Consider the following 16,756-nt stretch of genomic DNA (forward strand, 5'->3'; position numbering starts at 1 on the left):
CAAGAGGATAGAGGTTGAGATCAGGGATGTTCAGTAAAACCAACGCGGCCGTCATCCTGAACGCTGATTTTCCGAACGTGTGACTGTAAGTCGCGCGAATTGGAAAATTTTTGCTATCTATTGAACGTCATCCCGGACTTGATTCAGACGGACGCTTACAGTGACATTATTGTCGTGGGGCTCTGCCCCACACCCCGGGATATTTGCAAACAAGAATTATATATTTACAGATCGATGTTTGGGAAATTTTCTATATAATAAAATAATGTTCAAACTTATTTGACTTTATTTTATTAATGCTTGTTAAGCAAAGAACAATAAACATTATTGTTTTAGAAATATCCTAAATGAGCCTCCACGAATTTGCAGCAAAAACGGGGGGAAGTTAAATGATTGAGGGATTGGCGGCACATGATTCGAGGCTTTGCCTCGCTAAACTAAACTCAAATCAGCCACACTCATTTTTATACTAATAAATTCAGTACGCTTGTCAAAGTGAAACTCCTTGATATATTCAATGGCTTTATTTGCAGTGTTGGGGAAAAAATATGACGAAAAAAAGTTCTTTTTTCCCTCTGTGTCAATAATATAGGTTTTGCCATCACGTTTACTTACAAAAAGATTTGCACCAACAGCACCAAAATCACGAAATCCCATAGAACCAACGTCAGGCCATACTTGCTGGCCAAGCTCTTCAGTCTTTAGCTTATCTTCTTCAATAAATTCTGCATAAAGTTCAAATCCTTCAAACTCAATTCCTATCGGGTTTTCTCCTCCATTAGACTTGCTACACGGAAGCTTAAAACGAACATTTATTTGATCGATATGCGTAGGGGCCAATAAAAATTTTCTAGGAACAGCTAAATTTTTAAAATTTCTCTTTTTGATTTCTTGTTCCAAATAATTTCTCCCCAGAATACGACTTATTACTTGATTTGATTTCTTTAGCACGGTTAGCGTTTCACCAGAGGGTAGGGTAAGATTATAATACTTGTCTTCTTTGTGCACCAACATCTCTGGCTGGATTAAATGATCTATCATTTGTTTTGCCACTTCTCTTGCATAATCACGCAATTGGCATATGTTGTAAGACCAAAGGGGTGGGTAAAAATAGTTGCTTGCGGATGATAAAATATCTTGCAACTTTTGGTTGGTTTTTAGATGTTCAAACCTTTCTTGCATTCCTAATAAAGCATAAAGTTGATCTACCATTGCATAATTTTGCACTTGATTGGCTATACGGTATAACAGCTCCATAAATTGCTTGCTGTAATCATTCTCCTGTATCATGGGCTCTAGCCCCTTATAGATATTAAGCGCCATGTTTGTTTTTGGTGGGAGTTCTTTGTCGGCAATATAGTTTTCAAGCGCCAAAATCACATTTTTGTTATCGAACATTAAAGCGAGCTCTAAAGCATTGAATCCATCTTTGTCGTCAAGCATTGAATCGGGTTGCTTGTTAAGGACGGCTGAGAGCAATCCAGGTTTAACTTCTGAGTCACAAGTTATCCTCATCAAAATCGTACGTTGTGTTTTATCATCTTTGACCGAATCAACATCAGCATCAGATATCAAAGCAAGCGTTTCTTTGAAAAAATCAACGTCGGTTATTTTAAATTCTTTGTGTAGAGGGTAATCGAGAAGATAATTTTGCATTTCCTTACTCTCTGACAGATATGATGTTAGAAAAAGATCCTTGATTTTAAAATCTGTCTCAGAGTTTTGACTGTAGTTTTTTGCTTCTTTAATAAGTTCTCGCTGGGTACTCAGTCGTTTATTCAAATAACTCTCTTTATCATAGTTGTCATCAACAAAACACCTAAACGATTCAAAATCATTTTTACAAGTACTTGCATAGAATTTTTTAATGAGCAACTGATGTAAATGAGCACTTCGAGCTTATCAGGAAACAGAGGTTTTGAGTTCACGTGAGTTGCCTTAGATGCAACAGAATAATTTTTCCCCTATAACCCAGATATACTTACACCCGTAGTAAAGCATAAAGAGCCCCGAGATACGGCTGATGATCGCTATGCTCCGTTCATTTACTATTTTATGTCCGTAGCTTAAGATTAAGCTTAAGCCCGCACCCCACAAGAGAACACCTGCAACAATAAGTAAGTTTGCAAATAACCCCAACAAGCTGATTTGTCTGCCTTCAGCAATACTGGCTGCAAAAATTCCTGGCCAAAAAACCAAGGCCACAGGGTTGGCAATTGCTAAGTATATTCCCCAAGTGAGACCATTTTGTATTTGACTTTCTGACTTTAAAGAAATGTTATCAACTTTTTGCAAGAGGGTTGTAGCCCCCATGTACAGGAGTAATCCTGCTCCAATCAATCCCAAACCATTAATAAGCAGGGGATAGGCCATAATATGGTATAAACCAAAGTAGGCTCCAAGCAAACAAAGAATGTTCCCAATGGCCCCACCAAGACGAATATTGAAGGCAGCCATAAATCCATTCCTGATCCCACGTTTAATCATCTCAATACTAACGGGACCAATCGGTGCAGCCAGTATAATTCCTAATAACAATTTTTCCAGGAAAAATAATAATTTATTTTCTAACATTATAACAATCCAATAAAGCAAATTTAGTAGTAACCATTCAGTTCCTGCCGGCCGTCATGCCGACCACTCATTTCCTCCAGTCCCGTAGGGGCTGGAACGGTTCAGTACAATATATAGATAATAATTTATTAGTGATATTGCTATACTGAAGCTGAATCAAACTGTTTATTTTTTGGTGCACTCAAAGTGCTCATTTACCTCAAGTAAACTGCGCACTTTAATCTATGCCATAAAATTCAACATTTTGATTCAGCACGGGGTGTGTGACCGCTGGGTAATGTATCCCTAACGATGTCATCCCTGTACAAGCCAGGTATTTCAGCGACAGTTTTTGCTTTTTTGGCAGCAGCATCTTATGCAAGCCATATATCCATGTACAAGGTAAACCTGGTCTTCAGCCAGGCGCTGCGCGACCTTGACATAGATATCTGACTTGCACACCCAAGAGCAGCTGTGCAAAAAAGGCAAAATACCAAAACCTTATGTCTACGCTCGTTCTATGTCATATAGCACAAGAGTTTTGAGTCATCGTAACGAAATTGAGTTGCAGATGCGGTGTTCAGGATGACAGCCGCGTTGGTTTTATTGAATAGAGCCCTGATGCCCCTGCATCATTCATTGACTTTAGTGCCTTAGATGCCGTATATGTTGAATATAATGAAGCTGAATCAAACTGTTGGTTTTCTGATACACTCGAAGTGCTCATTTACCAGTATAAACTGCGCGCTTTTCGTTATCATAAAACTCAATATTTTGATTCAGCACGGGTATATGACTGAATTATTTTAAGAACGATGGAGAAAGATTGTGACAAAGCGTACTTTTCAACCCAGTGAGCTGGTTCGTAAGCGTCGCCATGGCTTTAGAGCGCGTATGAAAACCGTGGGTGGACGTAAAGTAATTTCGAGACGTCGTGCTAAAGGGCGAGCTCGTCTTTCTGCTTAAGCGATTCTGTTTTTTGCTCCGTTTGAAACGCCGTCAAGATTTTGTTCGTCTCGCGCAACAAGGGATGCATTGGGTTACTCCTGGGTTTATCCTCCAGTGTGATAGTGCGCCAAATGATGAGGAGCATGCACGGATAAGAGTTGGTTTTACTGCAAGCCGGCGTATCGGAGGGGCAGTACAGCGCAATCGAGCGAAACGCCGCTTGAGAGCTGTTGCTGATATGGTGCTCTCAGCGAAAGGGGCTCCAGGCCTTGATTATGTGTTGGTTGCGCGCGGTAAGGTGTTGACAAAAGATTTTCAGCGGTTAAAACAAGACTTAAGGTGGGCACTCAATAAACTTCATGGGGGTAAACTTCACGAGAGAAAAGAGTCGTAGATGATTAAAGGGTTGATACGTATTTATCAAATTTGTATTTCTCCATACCTGCGCTCGACGTGTCGCTATCTGCCGACGTGCTCGGAGTATGCCTATCAAAGTATTGAGCGGTTTGGTGTGTTCAAGGGGGGCTGGCTAGCTTGCAAGCGTATTGGGCGCTGTCATCCTTTTGCGGGCTTTGGGCTGGATCCAGTGCCTGAACAATTAGATCCCGAACGATTAGATAAAGCAACGAGTGGTGATGAATGATGAATCCGACTGACGACCAAAAGAATATGCTGTATTTTGTGATCCTCATTTTTGGGGTTATGTTTGCCTGGCAGTATTTTTTTGATGTACCGCAAACGCCGACCATCCAGACAACTGAACAGCAGAGTACCGTTACTCCCAGCTTGCCTTCCGAACTTGCCACCCTTGAGGCAATTCCTCAAATAAAATCGCGCACAGAGGCCTTAGCGGTCACGCCACGCCTTAAGATCAAGACTGCACGGCTCAAGGGGTCCATCAACCTAAAGGGGGCTCGAATTGATGATTTAATGCTATTGGATTATCGGGAAGGTACTCAACCGGATAGCCCGCATATTGTCCTATTTTCACCTGAGCACACGGCAGATCCTTATGGAGCTCGCTTTGGTTGGGTGGCCGGCTCTGAATCTATTAAAGTTCCCGATGCCAACTCTATTTGGTCAGCTGATGTGAGCAAAATCACCGATAATAATCAAGCAGCAACTTTGACCTGGGATAATGGCGCCGGGGTACAGTTTGTGCAAGAAGTTTCCGTTGATGCAAACTATCTATTTTCTGTCAAACAGAAGGTCATCAATAAGACCTCAGTGCCTCTCAAACTGCTGTCCTATGGACGCATTACCCGTATCGGTACGCCCAAAACAGCTGGTTATATGGTTTTGCACGAAGGTCCTATTGGATTTATTGATGATCACCTAGAAGAGTATGACTACGGTGATTTGACCGACAAAAAAGAGATGCGGTTTAAAGGGCAGGGGGGTTGGATCGGCTTTACCGATAAGTATTGGCTCTCGGCGTTCATCCCCGATCAGCAACAAAATTTTGAATTCTTTTTCCAGGGACAAACCGCAGGCCAGTTGAATCATTATGTTGCCGGTTATTACGGGCAGCTTAAAGAGATTGCTCCAGGTGAAGCGATGGAGGTCACGCACAATCTTTTTTCTGGCGCTAAAGTTTTAGACATACTGGATGCTTATGAGGAAAAGCTTGGCGTGCATCATTTTGATAAGGCAGTCGATTTTGGCTGGTTTTACATCATCACCAAGCCATTGTTTTATGTGCTGGATTATACTTACCGTTGGGTTGGTAACTTTGGCGTGGCGATTTTGATTTTGACCGTGTTACTAAAGTTGTTGTTTTTCCCACTGGCCAATAAGTCCTATCGTTCTATGGGCAAGATGAAACAGCTGCAACCCAAGATGGAAAAGCTCAAAGAGCGCTATGCTGATGACAAGATGAAGTTGAATCAGGAGTTAATGGCGTTCTACAAAAAAGAGAAGGTCAATCCTATGGCTGGTTGTTTGCCGATGATCATTCAAATTCCTGTGTTTTTTGCCCTGTATAAGGTGTTGTTTGTTAGCATTGAGATGCGGCATGCGCCGTTTTTTGGCTGGATTCATGATTTGTCGGCACCTGACCCAACGACCTTCTTTAATCTGTTCGGAGTGATTCCTTGGGATCCCCCTAGCTTCTTGATGATTGGCGCTTGGCCAATTATTATGGGTGCGACCATGTTGATTCAACAAAAGCTAAATCCAGCTCCGGCTGACCCTATTCAAGCCAAGATGTTTTTGCTCATGCCAATTATGTTTACGGTCATGCTGGCGCAATTTCCGGTTGGCCTGGTTATTTATTGGTCCTGGAGCAACGTGCTGTCCATAGGACAGCAATGGGTGATGATGCGCTCGGTTAAAAAGGCAAGTTAGGTTTGATGGATCAAAAAGCACCAGAAGAGGATCAAGCAGGAGAGTTTACAGCCTACAGCCGGTGGCTTTTCTCTCAACATTGCCAGTTCATAATGGGGGTTGCCAAAGAGGAGCAGTTACCAGCCTCCGAATTGCCAGAAGTTGCCTTTGCCGGTCGCTCTAATGTCGGAAAGTCCAGTTTGCTAAATACTTTGGTTGGCAGAAAACAGTTGGCTCGAACTTCAAAAACGCCAGGGCGTACTCAGCAGATTAACTTTTTTGATCTGGCGGGACAGGGATTTTTGGTGGACCTGCCGGGGTATGGCTACGCGAAGGCGTCAAAATCAAACATTACCTCCTGGACAAGGTTGATTTATCGTTATTTACAAGGGCGAGTGCCCTTAAAACGTGTTTTTGTTTTGATTGACAGTAGGCACGGCCTTAAAAAGGTTGATCGCGAGATTTTTGAATTGTTGGATAGTGCAGCTGTTCCTTACCAAATTGTTCTGACCAAACGGGATAAAATTTCAAGTCTCCAGCTTGAGCAATTACAGAGTGAGATAGCCAAACAGCTCAAGCCACATCCCGCCGCATTTCCTGTTGTGCTTAGCACCAGCTCGTTTAAGAAACTAGGAGTAGGGGAGCTGCGTGAGGTAGTTGCCGAGTTAATTCCCAAACACAGTGGTTGATTGCAGCCACAACTCAAGATAGTATGACTTCGTGCCCGCTTGGTGGAAGTGGTAGACACAGCAGACTTAAAATCTGCCGGCTTAAACGCCGTGCTGGTTCGAGTCCGGCAGCGGGCACCAATAAAATAAAGGGTTTGATAGAGATTGTGATTTTTTATAGTAAGGCTTCAAAAGTCAATTGTCAGCAAATGGTGAGATTTTGATTGAAATCCTAGAAGAAGGCACCGAAGTTAGAAAGGTGTGAGGTGTGAGGTGTGAGGTGTGAGGTGTGCGTCAAACGTAATTTCTCAACCGGAGCCCGAGACTTTTTTCGTTTGCAGAGCAAAAGGCTTTTCATTTTTTAGAGAGATCGATAAAAAGCGCTCAAAGACTGGAATTGATGAATATCCGATTGAGCAATTACCGCATATTGTGCGGTGATACACCTTGATGTTGCGGTGAATAAATGCTAGAATCACCTTAAAATATGCGGTGATTAACATGTGGATACACGAACATCAACATTGGCCAAACTTTACATGGGATGCTGAAGCTCTTGCTTCCGCCAAGGACATTTATACTTGGCCAAATGGAAAGTCTTGGCTTTGAATTAAAGCGAGAGGCTAACCTCAACACCCTGACTAATGATATCGTAAAATCTTCTGCTATTGAAGGTGAGAACCTCAATACAAAGGAAGTGCGCTCATCCATCATAGCTCGTAGATTAGGTATCGACATAGCCGGGATCATACCAGCCAGCCGAGCTGTTGAGGGTATTGTTGAAATGATGCTAGATGCCACACAACGCTTTTCAAAGCCCCTAACAAAAGATAGATTATTTGACTGGCATGCAGCTTTATTTCCAACAGGACGAAAATGCAGGAGTCTAAAAGTTCGATAATCATTATTATGGAAAATAATGTTAGTTCAGGATACCTGGCGGGATGACACGTTGGAGTGTAACCCCAATTTGAACCATGCCCGTTTTTCTGCATTTTTCCTGGATTTTTTGACCACTCCACGCTACAGATAGGGTATATATTTTTCAGCCCTCTTAGTAAAGGTTTGATTGTTTCTTATGCTGCACACGACCGTACTCCCCTCTTCCACAATACCCACTTGGAATCAACAGCTCCAGGGCGGCCTTTGGAAAATCGCCTCTTGTGCGTGTTTTGCTGGTATAAACGGAATCATCCGCTATCTCCAGGGTGGCAGCCCGTCTCCCATCGATATTACTCTTCCTGTTTGCATGATCATGTTTTTTCAAAATCTCTTTGCAACTGGGTTTATGGTACCTGTTCTTTTGAATCATTGGAAAGATTTAAGGCGCACACAGTATCCCGGTTTACATTTGACTCGAGTAGTGATAGCGGTTACTGGAATTAGTTTATGGTACCTAGGTCTTTATTATCTTCCACTTGCAAAAGCAGTGGCTCTTATGTTTACTGGTCCTATCTTTACTATTATTGGCGCGCAAATTTGGCTAGGTGAGCACATCGACCGCAACCGATTTATGGCCATTTCCATAAGCTTTGTCGGAGCATTTGTAATCTTAAGGCCGGATGAGATGCTATTTGCAACTAGCAACTCAGGTTTGGGGCTAGCACCCTTATTACCATTGATGGCAGCTATTGCCTTTGCTGCTTCCAAGCTGTGCACACGCCGATTGGGCCGCTATGGTGAGTCTCCCGGGTCCTTGACCTTTTACCTATTAGTTTTGATGGTTCCAGTATCTTTGGTGCCTGCATTGATATACTGGCAAACTCCTAGCTTGCAACATTTGCCCTGGCTGATCTTGATGGGAGCTCTGGCAACTGGTGCTCACTACTGTCTAAGCAAATCCCTTTCCATTGGCGAAGTCAGTTTTGTAATGCCCTTTGGGTTTTCAAAATTGTTACTCAGTGCACTCGTGGGATACATAGCCTTTGGTGAGTTCTCCAGTAGCTGGTCCATGTGGTTTGGCGCCTGTATTATTTTCTCGAGTGTTTTACTGCTGACGCGTCAACCGCACTCTCGACCTCAACCTCAACCTCTTTTGAAAAAGGCTTGAAAACATGCCTAAAATAACCCTCTCGTTTGCTGCCGACCATGCTGGTTTTGAAATGAAACAAGCACTCATTGTGTATAGCAAAAGCCTGGATTGCAAAATCATTGACCACGGCACCCACTCCACAGATGCAGTGGATTATCCAGATTATGTACCGCCTGTAGTAGGCGATATACTTGAAGGGCGTGCGACCTTTGGCGTGTTGATTTGCGGCAGCGGTATTGGAATGGACATTGCCGCCAACCGTCATGCTGGAATTCGTTCAGCCCTGTGCCACAACGATAAACTGGCAGAAATGGCACGCTGTCATAACGATGCAAACATCTTATGTTTGGGGGGCCGCTTTATTACAACTGAGACAGGCAAGAATTGCTTGAAGCGTTTTATTGCAACTGCTTTTGAAGCTGGCGGCCGACATGAGCGCAGAGTGGAGCAATTGGGATAGGTGTTCAGCGACAATTAGAATTGCGCATCAACGACAATTAAAATTGCGGATTGTGTCGTTTGCGCCACACTTCTAATTGTCGCTGAACAGCAACCCAATTCCGCGCCATGCGTGGCATAGACACCTCAAAATTTTAATTTGCCTACCTGGATTATCGGGGAACCAATAGGAATGGCAGGCTTTGACACTCCATCCTGGATCTTAAAGGTATGGCCCAATCGTGAACCAATTCAACAAATGACTCCGAATGTTTTCAACGCTAAGCTTGATAGATTACTGGATCTACACTGCCTATAATCTGCTACTGGTACTTTTGGAGGCGTTTCACACAAAACCCCTTTCTGAAACTTTGAACATTTGAGCACCTACCTTCCTGGTGAAGATACCTCAATCTTTACGGGACGGCAACAGATGCGACAGAACCCGTTTGGCAACTTGGCTATAGCACAGGCCACGAACCAGTGTCTGAAAAGCAACGATGAGTTCAAAATGCCACGAAGTTGCGTTCAGGGCTGTACATCTTTTGCCACGCTTGCTAGTCTGCCTACAATTTTGTGCAATCCATTCATTTTACAACTAGAGGGTTTAAGATTATGCATATATCACCGGAGTCGACTGGCGTTGTCCATTTCATCGGCATTGGTGGTATTGGTATGAGTGGGATTGCTGAAATTCTACACAAGTCTGGCTATAAGGTTCGTGGAAGTGACTTGCATGACAACGCCAACGTCAAACGCTTGCGCGCGCAAGGTGTTCCTATCTTTATCGGACAAAAGGCCGAGCAAATGGCAGATGCTGCTGTGGTTGTCGTGTCGACCGCTGTTCCCGCAAATAATCCAGAATTAATTGCATCGCGAACGTTGAATCTTCCGGTTGTACATCGTTCAGAGATGTTGGCTGAAATCATGCGGCTTAAGCCTTCGATAGCCATTGCTGGAAGTCACGGTAAGACGACAACAACGTCGTTACTTGCACATGTAATGGATGTGGCAGGCTGGGATCCAACAGTGGTAAGTGGTGGCATTATCAATACCTATGGGACCAATGCTCGACTTGGGTCTGGTAGGTGGGCGCTCGTTGAAGCCGATGAATCAGATGGCAGCTTTGTTAAACTGCCGGCAACGATTTCTGTCATTACCGGTATTGATCTCGAGCACATGGATCACTATCACTCAGCCGATAAACTTTATGACTCGTTTGTCACCTTCTTGCGTAATTTGCCTTTTTATGGTCTTGGAATTTTGTGTGTGGATCATCCAGCGGTGTGTGAACTGTCTCAGCATGTAACCGATCGGCGGCTTGTAACTTATGGTTTGACAATCGGCGCTGAAGTTTTTGCTGTCAATGTTGGGATCACGTCGAGTGTTTCAACTTTTGATTTGCAGTTGTCAGGCCGAGCAACCAACTTAAAGGGGGTGCAAAACCAAAAGTCAGATTTCTTTGCTGGTTTTACGGTTCCCTTGCTAGGCGAACACAATATTCAAAATGCGCTGGCAACGATAACTGTTGCGCTAGAGTTGGGTATTCAGCCTGATACCATTCGCCAAAGCCTGGCCTCTTTTGAAGGTGTGCGGCGGCGTTTTACACAAGTTGGAGAAGCTGGAGGCCTGAGCGTCATTGATGACTACGCGCATCATCCCGTAGAAATCGCATGTACCTTGAAGGCCGCGCAAGTTGCAGCTACCGGAAATGTGATTGCAGTGATGCAACCACATCGTTATTCTCGCTTGCAACATTTGTTTAATGATTTTTGTTGTTGCTTTTCGCACGCTGATCATGTGATCGTGGCTCCGGTTTATGCAGCGGGAGAATCGCCAATTGAAGGATATGACCATAACAGTCTTGCCGAGGGAATCACCAAAACTGGGCACAAATCAGTGAGAACGCTTGACGATCCAACAAAGCTTGCAGAGGTGGTGGCAGGTCTTGGTCAGTCGGGTGACTACGTCGTTTGTATGGGGGCAGGTTCTGTGACACAGTGGGCCCATGCATTGCCAAAAGAATTACTAAAAGATCGCAAAATTGCCAGTTGGCAAGAGGCGATTTAATAGATACTGAAAGGATAAATATAGTGGGTGAATTAATTCAAAGACTTCCAAAGGTTCGTGGTCGGTACTCACAAGATGTTTCCCTCGATAAACTGACCTGGTTTAGGGTCGGGGGACCTGCTGAAGTTATCTATAAACCAGCTGATATTGAAGATCTGTGTTTGTTTTTAAAGGAAAAACCCAAAGACGTCCCCTTTCAGGTAATTGGGGTGGGTTCCAATTTAATTGTCCGGGATGGTGGAATTCCTGGGGTGACCATCCGTTTGGGAAAAGGCTTTAATTCCCTTGTGCTTGATGGAGAGACCGTTGATGTAGGTGCTGGCGTCTTAGATCGTAATGTGGCTTTTGCAACCCGAGACGCTGGCCTAAGTGAGCTTGAGTTTCTCTGCGGCATTCCCGGAGGTATCGGGGGTGCTTTGCGTATGAATGCCGGTTGTTATGGCCGGGAAATGCAAGATGTATTGGTGTCGGCTTTAATCGTTGATGAATTGGGTAAAATTAGGCGTTTGAGCGCCCAAGACTGTGAACTAAGCTATCGACATTGCGGGCTACCAACTGATTGGGTATTTGTAGCCGCGCGCTTGCAGGCCAAGCACAGTACGGTGGAAGAAGTTGATCAACGCATCAATGATTTGCTAGCAGACCGAGAGAAAACGCAGCCGATAAAGGCACGCACGGGCGGGTGCACTTTTGCCAATGCGCCCGATGAAAAGGCGTGGCAGTTGATTGATCGAGCGGGGTGTCGTGGTATGCAGGTAGGGGGAGCTCAAGTTTCCCAGCAGCATTGTAACTTTTTGATCAACACTGGCAGCGCTACCGCCCATGATTTAGAAACTCTTGGCGAGCAAGTGCGCACAAAGGTTAAGCAAGAGACAGGTGTTGAGTTGTGTTGGGAGATCCAGCGTGTGGGGCAACTACCAGAGCCTACAAAAAAGGCGCGGGCTGCTTGATTTTAGTATTGCAGTATGGCACGAAAAACAAATTCGCGTAAGGCCACCCGTGGCAGAAAAGTGAGCCGAGGCCACTTAAGGATCCTCGAGCTTTGGCAGGGGATTTATCGCTACCGCGTGTTGTTTGTCCTTGTTATTTTCATCTTTATTCCAGCGCTGTTGGGATACTTAGGTTACATCAATCAAATGACTCCCCAGATCCAGCGCGGTGTTCAGGCACGGTTGGCAAAGGTGGGTTTTGCCGTAAAAGACATTATGGTTGAAGGCCGGATTCAGACAAGCGTGGATGATTTGCTAAAAGTGATTAAAGTGCGGCGGGGGGATTGTTTGTTTGCATGTGATCCTTATATGGTGCAGGCTGCGCTCAAGGATTTGCCCTGGATTCAGTCAGCGACCATCGAGCGCCGTTGGCCCGATATTATTTACGTTCGGCTCGTGGAGCACACTCCTTTAGCGTTGTGGCAAAATCAGGGCAAATTCTACCTGGTGGATCAATCTGGAGAGGTGATCCACACCGTGCTGCCGAAAGACTATCGGCACTTGCCTGTGATTGTTGGCAAAGGAGCCCCTCAGCATTTTGCCTCGCTCTTGGCTATTTTAGATCAAGCACCTGGTTTGTCAGGCAAGATGAAGGCAGCGGTCTTAATCAGTGAGCGTCGCTGGGATCTTATATTAGATGGCCTAAGGGTTAAGTTGCCACAAAAGGACGTACTGCGCGCAGTCAAGCAACTAGTGCAAATGGAGCAAGATCACCAATTGAGCCGCCGCAATGTCACCACGATTGATTTACGCTTGCCAGATCGGTCGTTTTTGTACGTTACTCAAAATTCAGAAACCAGAATTCAGAAATGAGAAATCAGCAAGGCAGTGCTGCGCTGAACACAAACGTTGCTTTTAGAACTAAACCTTGAAAAGGATTAGCTTCTAAAAGCTTACGATTTGGGATCCCATTATTTTTTACTCAAAGTCAATCTTCTCTATGCGTTCCTCTAGTTTTGCAATTCTTTTTAGAGCAACTTTGATTTTGGGATCTAAGTTTTCAATTAGGTCTTTTGCTTTCAAGTATCGAGGATTTTTGATTTCTGATGGCTTTGTTCCAAACCTAGCTAGGTTTGTTTCAAAACTGGCTACAGTATTTCGAGATTGTTTTATTTTTTCATATAATTCAGATGTAATTTCTTCATCAACAATTCTGGCTATTTCGGCTTGATCTTTAGCTTTTTGCTGTCGCAGTCTTTTGATTTTTTCTGCTCGCTGTTCCAATTGCTTTTCGGCATCTTTTTTGGCTTTGTCAGCTGCCCGTGATTCTTGGTAGCTTCTCTCCTGTTGCCTTTTGAGCTCAGCATCCCGTCGCGATTGCTCCGTTTGCTTTGAAAGAGCAATTGCAAGTTGTATTTCGTCATTTTCTTCCTGCATCTCTCTGGATTCCAACAGTGCTATCTGAAATTCAATATCTTCTTGATCTGCGGATTCTTGGTATGCGGCTTCTTGGTATGCAGCTTCCTGCACTGCTCTACGCGCTTCTTCTTCCGCATATGTTCTTCGAGATTCTTCAATCGTCCGTTGTATATCGTTTGCGCCGTCATACGGATCATCTAAAAACCCTCTTCCTAGGTAGGGCGTTGCCGGATCTAAGTGGTAATTTTGCCTGTTACTGGGTTGAGGAGTTGTATTTGTTTCACTCATCAATGGTTGAGGAAGGTGTCGTATCCTACGACCGTTTATAGAAATCTGAGAACGATATACTTGGTTCGTCCTTTTTAATCGTACCATGTACTCCCTTATGCTTGAGCGATTTTTGTTAGGTATTTTAATATCGCCGCCCATCGGTAGGTAAAGATCTGGTAGATCTTTAGTGGAACCTGGAGTGTTATCACGATAGATGAGCTTTGCACTTTCAGAATAAACCTTGCTTCCCTTCAGGCGCAGCGTTGTGGCTGATACATCAATACCCCCACTCATGAATTTTAGCTGGATTCCCTCAGCGATGAATTTGCCAAAATCAAACTTTGTCCTACCAGCTGTGTTGCCCCGTGCGAAAGAAAGCGTGTTAACGTTAGCAGAGGTGTACTTTGATATTAAACCGCCTTTTAACAGAACGTCGGCATTTTCCGTATTTATGGTCAAATCTTCAATACGAAGGTTGTCTTTTGCAGACTCTATTTCCAATTCGCCTTGGCGATTTACTTGAAAGTCCAGACCTATGCTGGAATTGCATTTTGTTCCAGTAGTTAAACCTTCATCAAAAATCACTTTTTTTGTTCTATCGTGAATAATTTTTGCATAGAAGATTTTGGTGCTTTGTAGTTCTTCAAAGTCCTCTACGCAATTGATTGCCACACTATAGTGGCCCATAGACACAGATGGAATACCTATGATTGCGGTTAATCCTAGCAACAATCCATAAGATATCAATCGATTTTTAAAAAATAATAACATCACCAATTCTCCAAATTTAACCAATTAGATAATAAAAATATAATTTTCTCTGTTTTGAGTAACACATGTCTCTTGAAAAAGCAAGAACATACTGCAAACAACACTAAACAACACTGGGACTATCATCGGGGGGAGCTTAAAAAAACAAAGCCGTTGCAACCGTGGGCCTAAAAATATCCGCGCGTGGCCTGCTCAGCAGGTGGGTGCCGTATGCTCAAGCCCAAGGGCAAGAGCAGGGACCGCTCCCTTTCGGATGTCATCGCCCCCGGGATAGATAGCCATCACGAGTTGCACAGCCTGTAGCATAATAGAAGAGTTTGCAGGGTTTTGCAAGGAACTATCTTGCAAACATTCCAATGCCAAGGAAAATGAAAACAAAGATCATTATGAAAGGAATAATTAAAATCAATCCGGCAAGCAGTATATTACCAAAGGCTTTCCAGCCCGAAAACCCTTGCACTTGGCCCAGGGCCTGGCATAAGAGGATGAATGAGGTGATTTCTGCAAAAAAGATGATGATGGCAAAACCCCAAATATTGTAAGCCAGATCCATATTTTCGGCAGCTCTATACTGCGGGCTGACAAAAAGACCTTGTCCAAAGACCAGCATCATTGGTCCCCAAAGAGCAAGCACCCAAATCGTGGGAATCTTTGCCCAGGCAATAGCAGCTCGAATGTTTTCGTGAGTTCCTTGGCCGCCAATCCAGCGTCCTGTCCAGCCAATCAACCATCCCGAAAGATATAGGCCAATGAGACCAAGGATAGGGCCAGTAATTGCAGCAATTAGCAAAATACTTGTCCAGTGCATATGATCACCAAAATTTTTGTCAACCGCTCGATCCAAAACCTGGAAAATACCATCAAGAGCTACCAGGAGTAGGATCCAGCGTGTGGGATCGGTTTCAATAACTTGTTGGATGGTTGCCCGAGGTTTTATCCACATAGAAAACCAGGGATTGAGTCGTTGAGTAGCCTCAGTAGTCGTCACTACATCGATATTCATTGCTAAAGCCTTTTTCATTATATTTGGTTGTCATTGTAAAACAAATAAATTAACAGCAAGTTACATAACCTGAGTTTTGGATAAGAACCAAGTATTTTGATTACCGTCAGCCAACCACTGATGAACGCATAGGCCTATGCAAACATAGGGGCTATTTTTTTAAAAATTTACCAATAAAATCAACATCATAACTCAGCGAATTGATTAAAAGATTTATCAATCATGAACAACGGAGCGCGCAATGGTGGAGAGAGCATCGAGGCAATGAGAAGTGCCCGTATCTGCAACATCCACCTTTAATGAAACTGAAACATCAACAAAGGAGGAAAAAATGCACCCATAATCAAAACTTAAACAAAAGATTGCAGCCATTGTCCGACAAAATAGGCGATGGCTGCGGCAGTCCCTCCCATCAGGAGGGTCTGCACTCCTGATCTGAGGTACGAATGCCCGATAACCCAACCTTTCAATAATCCAATGCTCATGAAAGCAATACCAGCAATCACACAACTGACCCAAAAGACCTTCTCTGAGGCAAGAGCAAACAAGAAAGGCAATAGCGGCAAAAACCCAATCACCAAAAAAGCTAGAAAGGTTGCAAGCGCTGCTCCCAAAGGCGTTGCTTCCAATTTTTTATCCTTGGCACCTAAATCGTGCCGGCTTTTGGTAGCTTCAAAATTGCTCACTGCCATCGAAAAACCATCAGCTAGTAAATTGGCAATGCCCAGAATAAGGGCAACACTCCCTGAAAAACCAGCGCCTGTGGCAGCTGCTACAATAGCAAAAGTGGTCACACATCCATCGATGCCGCCTAAAATGACATCTGCCAGATAAGTCTGCCTGTATGGTGTTATCATTTGGATACTCCTTTTTTCGGCCAGAGTTGCACAACAGATGGTTTAATAACCATAGCACAAAGTCCAATCACACCAATCATATTAACCAAGAACATCAAATTGGCGGAAATATCAGCAAGCATCCACGCCAAAGATCCATGCACATAAAGCCCAATGGGGATTACTAGGATAAAAATTATTTGGAACAAGTGAATATACCGCCTACCAAAGAGGTATTCGATCGCCTTATCAGCGCAAAAAGACCACGTCAAAATAGTGGTAAAGGCAAAAAAGAACAAGGTAATGCTGACGATGTGCCCGGCAGCACTGGCACCCAAACCAATCTTAAAGGCTTCGATACACGTACGAGTGCTTTGCAGACAATGATCTTGCCATGCTCCTGTAACCAGCAACACGGTTCCAGTCATCGTGCAGACAACCATCACAATGATCGGTGATAAAATACTCACCAAGCCCTGCACCACTCGGTTATC

At 43.9% G+C, this 16,756-nt stretch carries 16 protein-coding genes, 1 tRNA gene and 1 pseudogene; 12 read left to right on the forward strand and 6 right to left on the reverse strand.

Annotation, left to right across the window (positions count from 1 at the left end):
- Positions 1-432: 432 nt before the first annotated feature.
- Positions 433-1,875 (reverse strand): hypothetical protein, encoded by a 1,443-nt coding sequence (locus tag ABFQ95_03820; protein ID MEN8236654.1) that lies wholly within the window; start codon positions 1,873-1,875, stop codon positions 433-435.
- Between the two features lie 63 nt (positions 1,876-1,938).
- Complete coding sequence (locus tag ABFQ95_03825) at positions 1,939-2,574, reverse strand: LysE family transporter (GenBank protein ID MEN8236655.1); 636 nt, start codon at positions 2,572-2,574, stop codon at positions 1,939-1,941.
- Positions 2,575-3,381: 807 nt separating this feature from the next.
- Between ABFQ95_03825 and rpmH the strand changes: the two genes are divergently transcribed.
- The 12 genes and pseudogenes from rpmH (at position 3,382) to ABFQ95_03885 (ending at position 12,836) form a co-directional block, all read left to right on the forward strand.
- A complete protein-coding gene (gene rpmH / locus ABFQ95_03830; GenBank protein MEN8236656.1) occupies positions 3,382-3,519 on the forward strand; it encodes a 50S ribosomal protein L34 in 138 nt (45 codons plus the stop codon).
- On the forward strand, positions 3,488-3,895 hold the full coding sequence (rnpA, locus tag ABFQ95_03835; GenBank protein MEN8236657.1) for a ribonuclease P protein component: 408 nt from the start codon (positions 3,488-3,490) through the stop codon (positions 3,893-3,895). The genes rpmH and rnpA overlap by 32 nt, the downstream gene beginning before the upstream one ends.
- Positions 3,896-4,144, forward strand: coding sequence for a membrane protein insertion efficiency factor YidD (yidD, locus tag ABFQ95_03840; GenBank protein MEN8236658.1), 249 nt, complete (start codon positions 3,896-3,898; stop codon positions 4,142-4,144).
- The gene (gene yidC / locus ABFQ95_03845) at positions 4,141-5,847 is read left to right on the forward strand and encodes a membrane protein insertase YidC (protein ID MEN8236659.1); all 1,707 of its coding nucleotides are present in this window, start codon (positions 4,141-4,143) and stop codon (positions 5,845-5,847) included. The genes yidD and yidC overlap by 4 nt, the downstream gene beginning before the upstream one ends.
- Positions 5,848-5,852: 5 nt before the next feature.
- Positions 5,853-6,515: a ribosome biogenesis GTP-binding protein YihA/YsxC gene (gene yihA, locus ABFQ95_03850; GenBank protein MEN8236660.1), complete on the forward strand. Its 663-nt coding sequence runs from the start codon at positions 5,853-5,855 to the stop codon at positions 6,513-6,515.
- 33 nt (positions 6,516-6,548) lie between these two features.
- A tRNA-Leu gene (locus ABFQ95_03855) sits at positions 6,549-6,635 on the forward strand.
- A gap of 360 nt (positions 6,636-6,995) precedes the next feature.
- Positions 6,996-7,368 (forward strand): annotated as a pseudogene (locus ABFQ95_03860) (DUF4172 domain-containing protein).
- A 204-nt stretch (positions 7,369-7,572) separates the two neighbouring features.
- Positions 7,573-8,544 (forward strand): DMT family transporter, encoded by a 972-nt coding sequence (locus ABFQ95_03865; GenBank protein ID MEN8236661.1) that lies wholly within the window; start codon positions 7,573-7,575, stop codon positions 8,542-8,544.
- Positions 8,545-8,548: 4 nt separating this feature from the next.
- A complete protein-coding gene (gene rpiB / locus ABFQ95_03870; protein ID MEN8236662.1) occupies positions 8,549-8,986 on the forward strand; it encodes a ribose 5-phosphate isomerase B in 438 nt (145 codons plus the stop codon).
- Between the two features lie 593 nt (positions 8,987-9,579).
- Positions 9,580-11,034, forward strand: a complete 1,455-nt coding sequence (murC, locus tag ABFQ95_03875; GenBank protein MEN8236663.1) for a UDP-N-acetylmuramate--L-alanine ligase — start codon at positions 9,580-9,582, stop codon at positions 11,032-11,034.
- A gap of 23 nt (positions 11,035-11,057) precedes the next feature.
- Positions 11,058-11,984, forward strand: coding sequence for a UDP-N-acetylmuramate dehydrogenase (murB, locus tag ABFQ95_03880; protein MEN8236664.1), 927 nt, complete (start codon positions 11,058-11,060; stop codon positions 11,982-11,984).
- Between the two features lie 15 nt (positions 11,985-11,999).
- Positions 12,000-12,836, forward strand: a complete 837-nt coding sequence (locus ABFQ95_03885) for a cell division protein FtsQ/DivIB (protein MEN8236665.1) — start codon at positions 12,000-12,002, stop codon at positions 12,834-12,836.
- A gap of 105 nt (positions 12,837-12,941) precedes the next feature.
- Here ABFQ95_03885 and ABFQ95_03890 read toward each other — a convergent pair whose 3' ends face one another.
- The 4 genes from ABFQ95_03890 to ABFQ95_03905 form a co-directional block, all read right to left on the reverse strand.
- Positions 12,942-14,423 carry a hypothetical protein gene (locus tag ABFQ95_03890; protein MEN8236666.1) on the reverse strand — a complete coding sequence of 494 codons (1,482 nt, stop codon included), beginning with the start codon at positions 14,421-14,423 and terminating at the stop codon, positions 12,942-12,944.
- Between the two features lie 337 nt (positions 14,424-14,760).
- Positions 14,761-15,426, reverse strand: a complete 666-nt coding sequence (locus ABFQ95_03895) for a Yip1 family protein (GenBank protein MEN8236667.1) — start codon at positions 15,424-15,426, stop codon at positions 14,761-14,763.
- A gap of 350 nt (positions 15,427-15,776) precedes the next feature.
- Positions 15,777-16,283: a VIT1/CCC1 transporter family protein gene (locus ABFQ95_03900; GenBank protein ID MEN8236668.1), complete on the reverse strand. Its 507-nt coding sequence runs from the start codon at positions 16,281-16,283 to the stop codon at positions 15,777-15,779.
- A partial coding sequence (locus tag ABFQ95_03905) for an alanine:cation symporter family protein (GenBank protein ID MEN8236669.1) occupies positions 16,280-16,756 on the reverse strand: 477 nt, incomplete at its 5' end. The genes ABFQ95_03905 and ABFQ95_03900, both read right to left, overlap by 4 nt.

Source organism: Pseudomonadota bacterium (assembly GCA_039714795.1).
In the GTDB taxonomy this organism is placed as follows: Bacteria; Pseudomonadota; Alphaproteobacteria; order JAGOMX01; family JAGOMX01; genus JBDLIP01.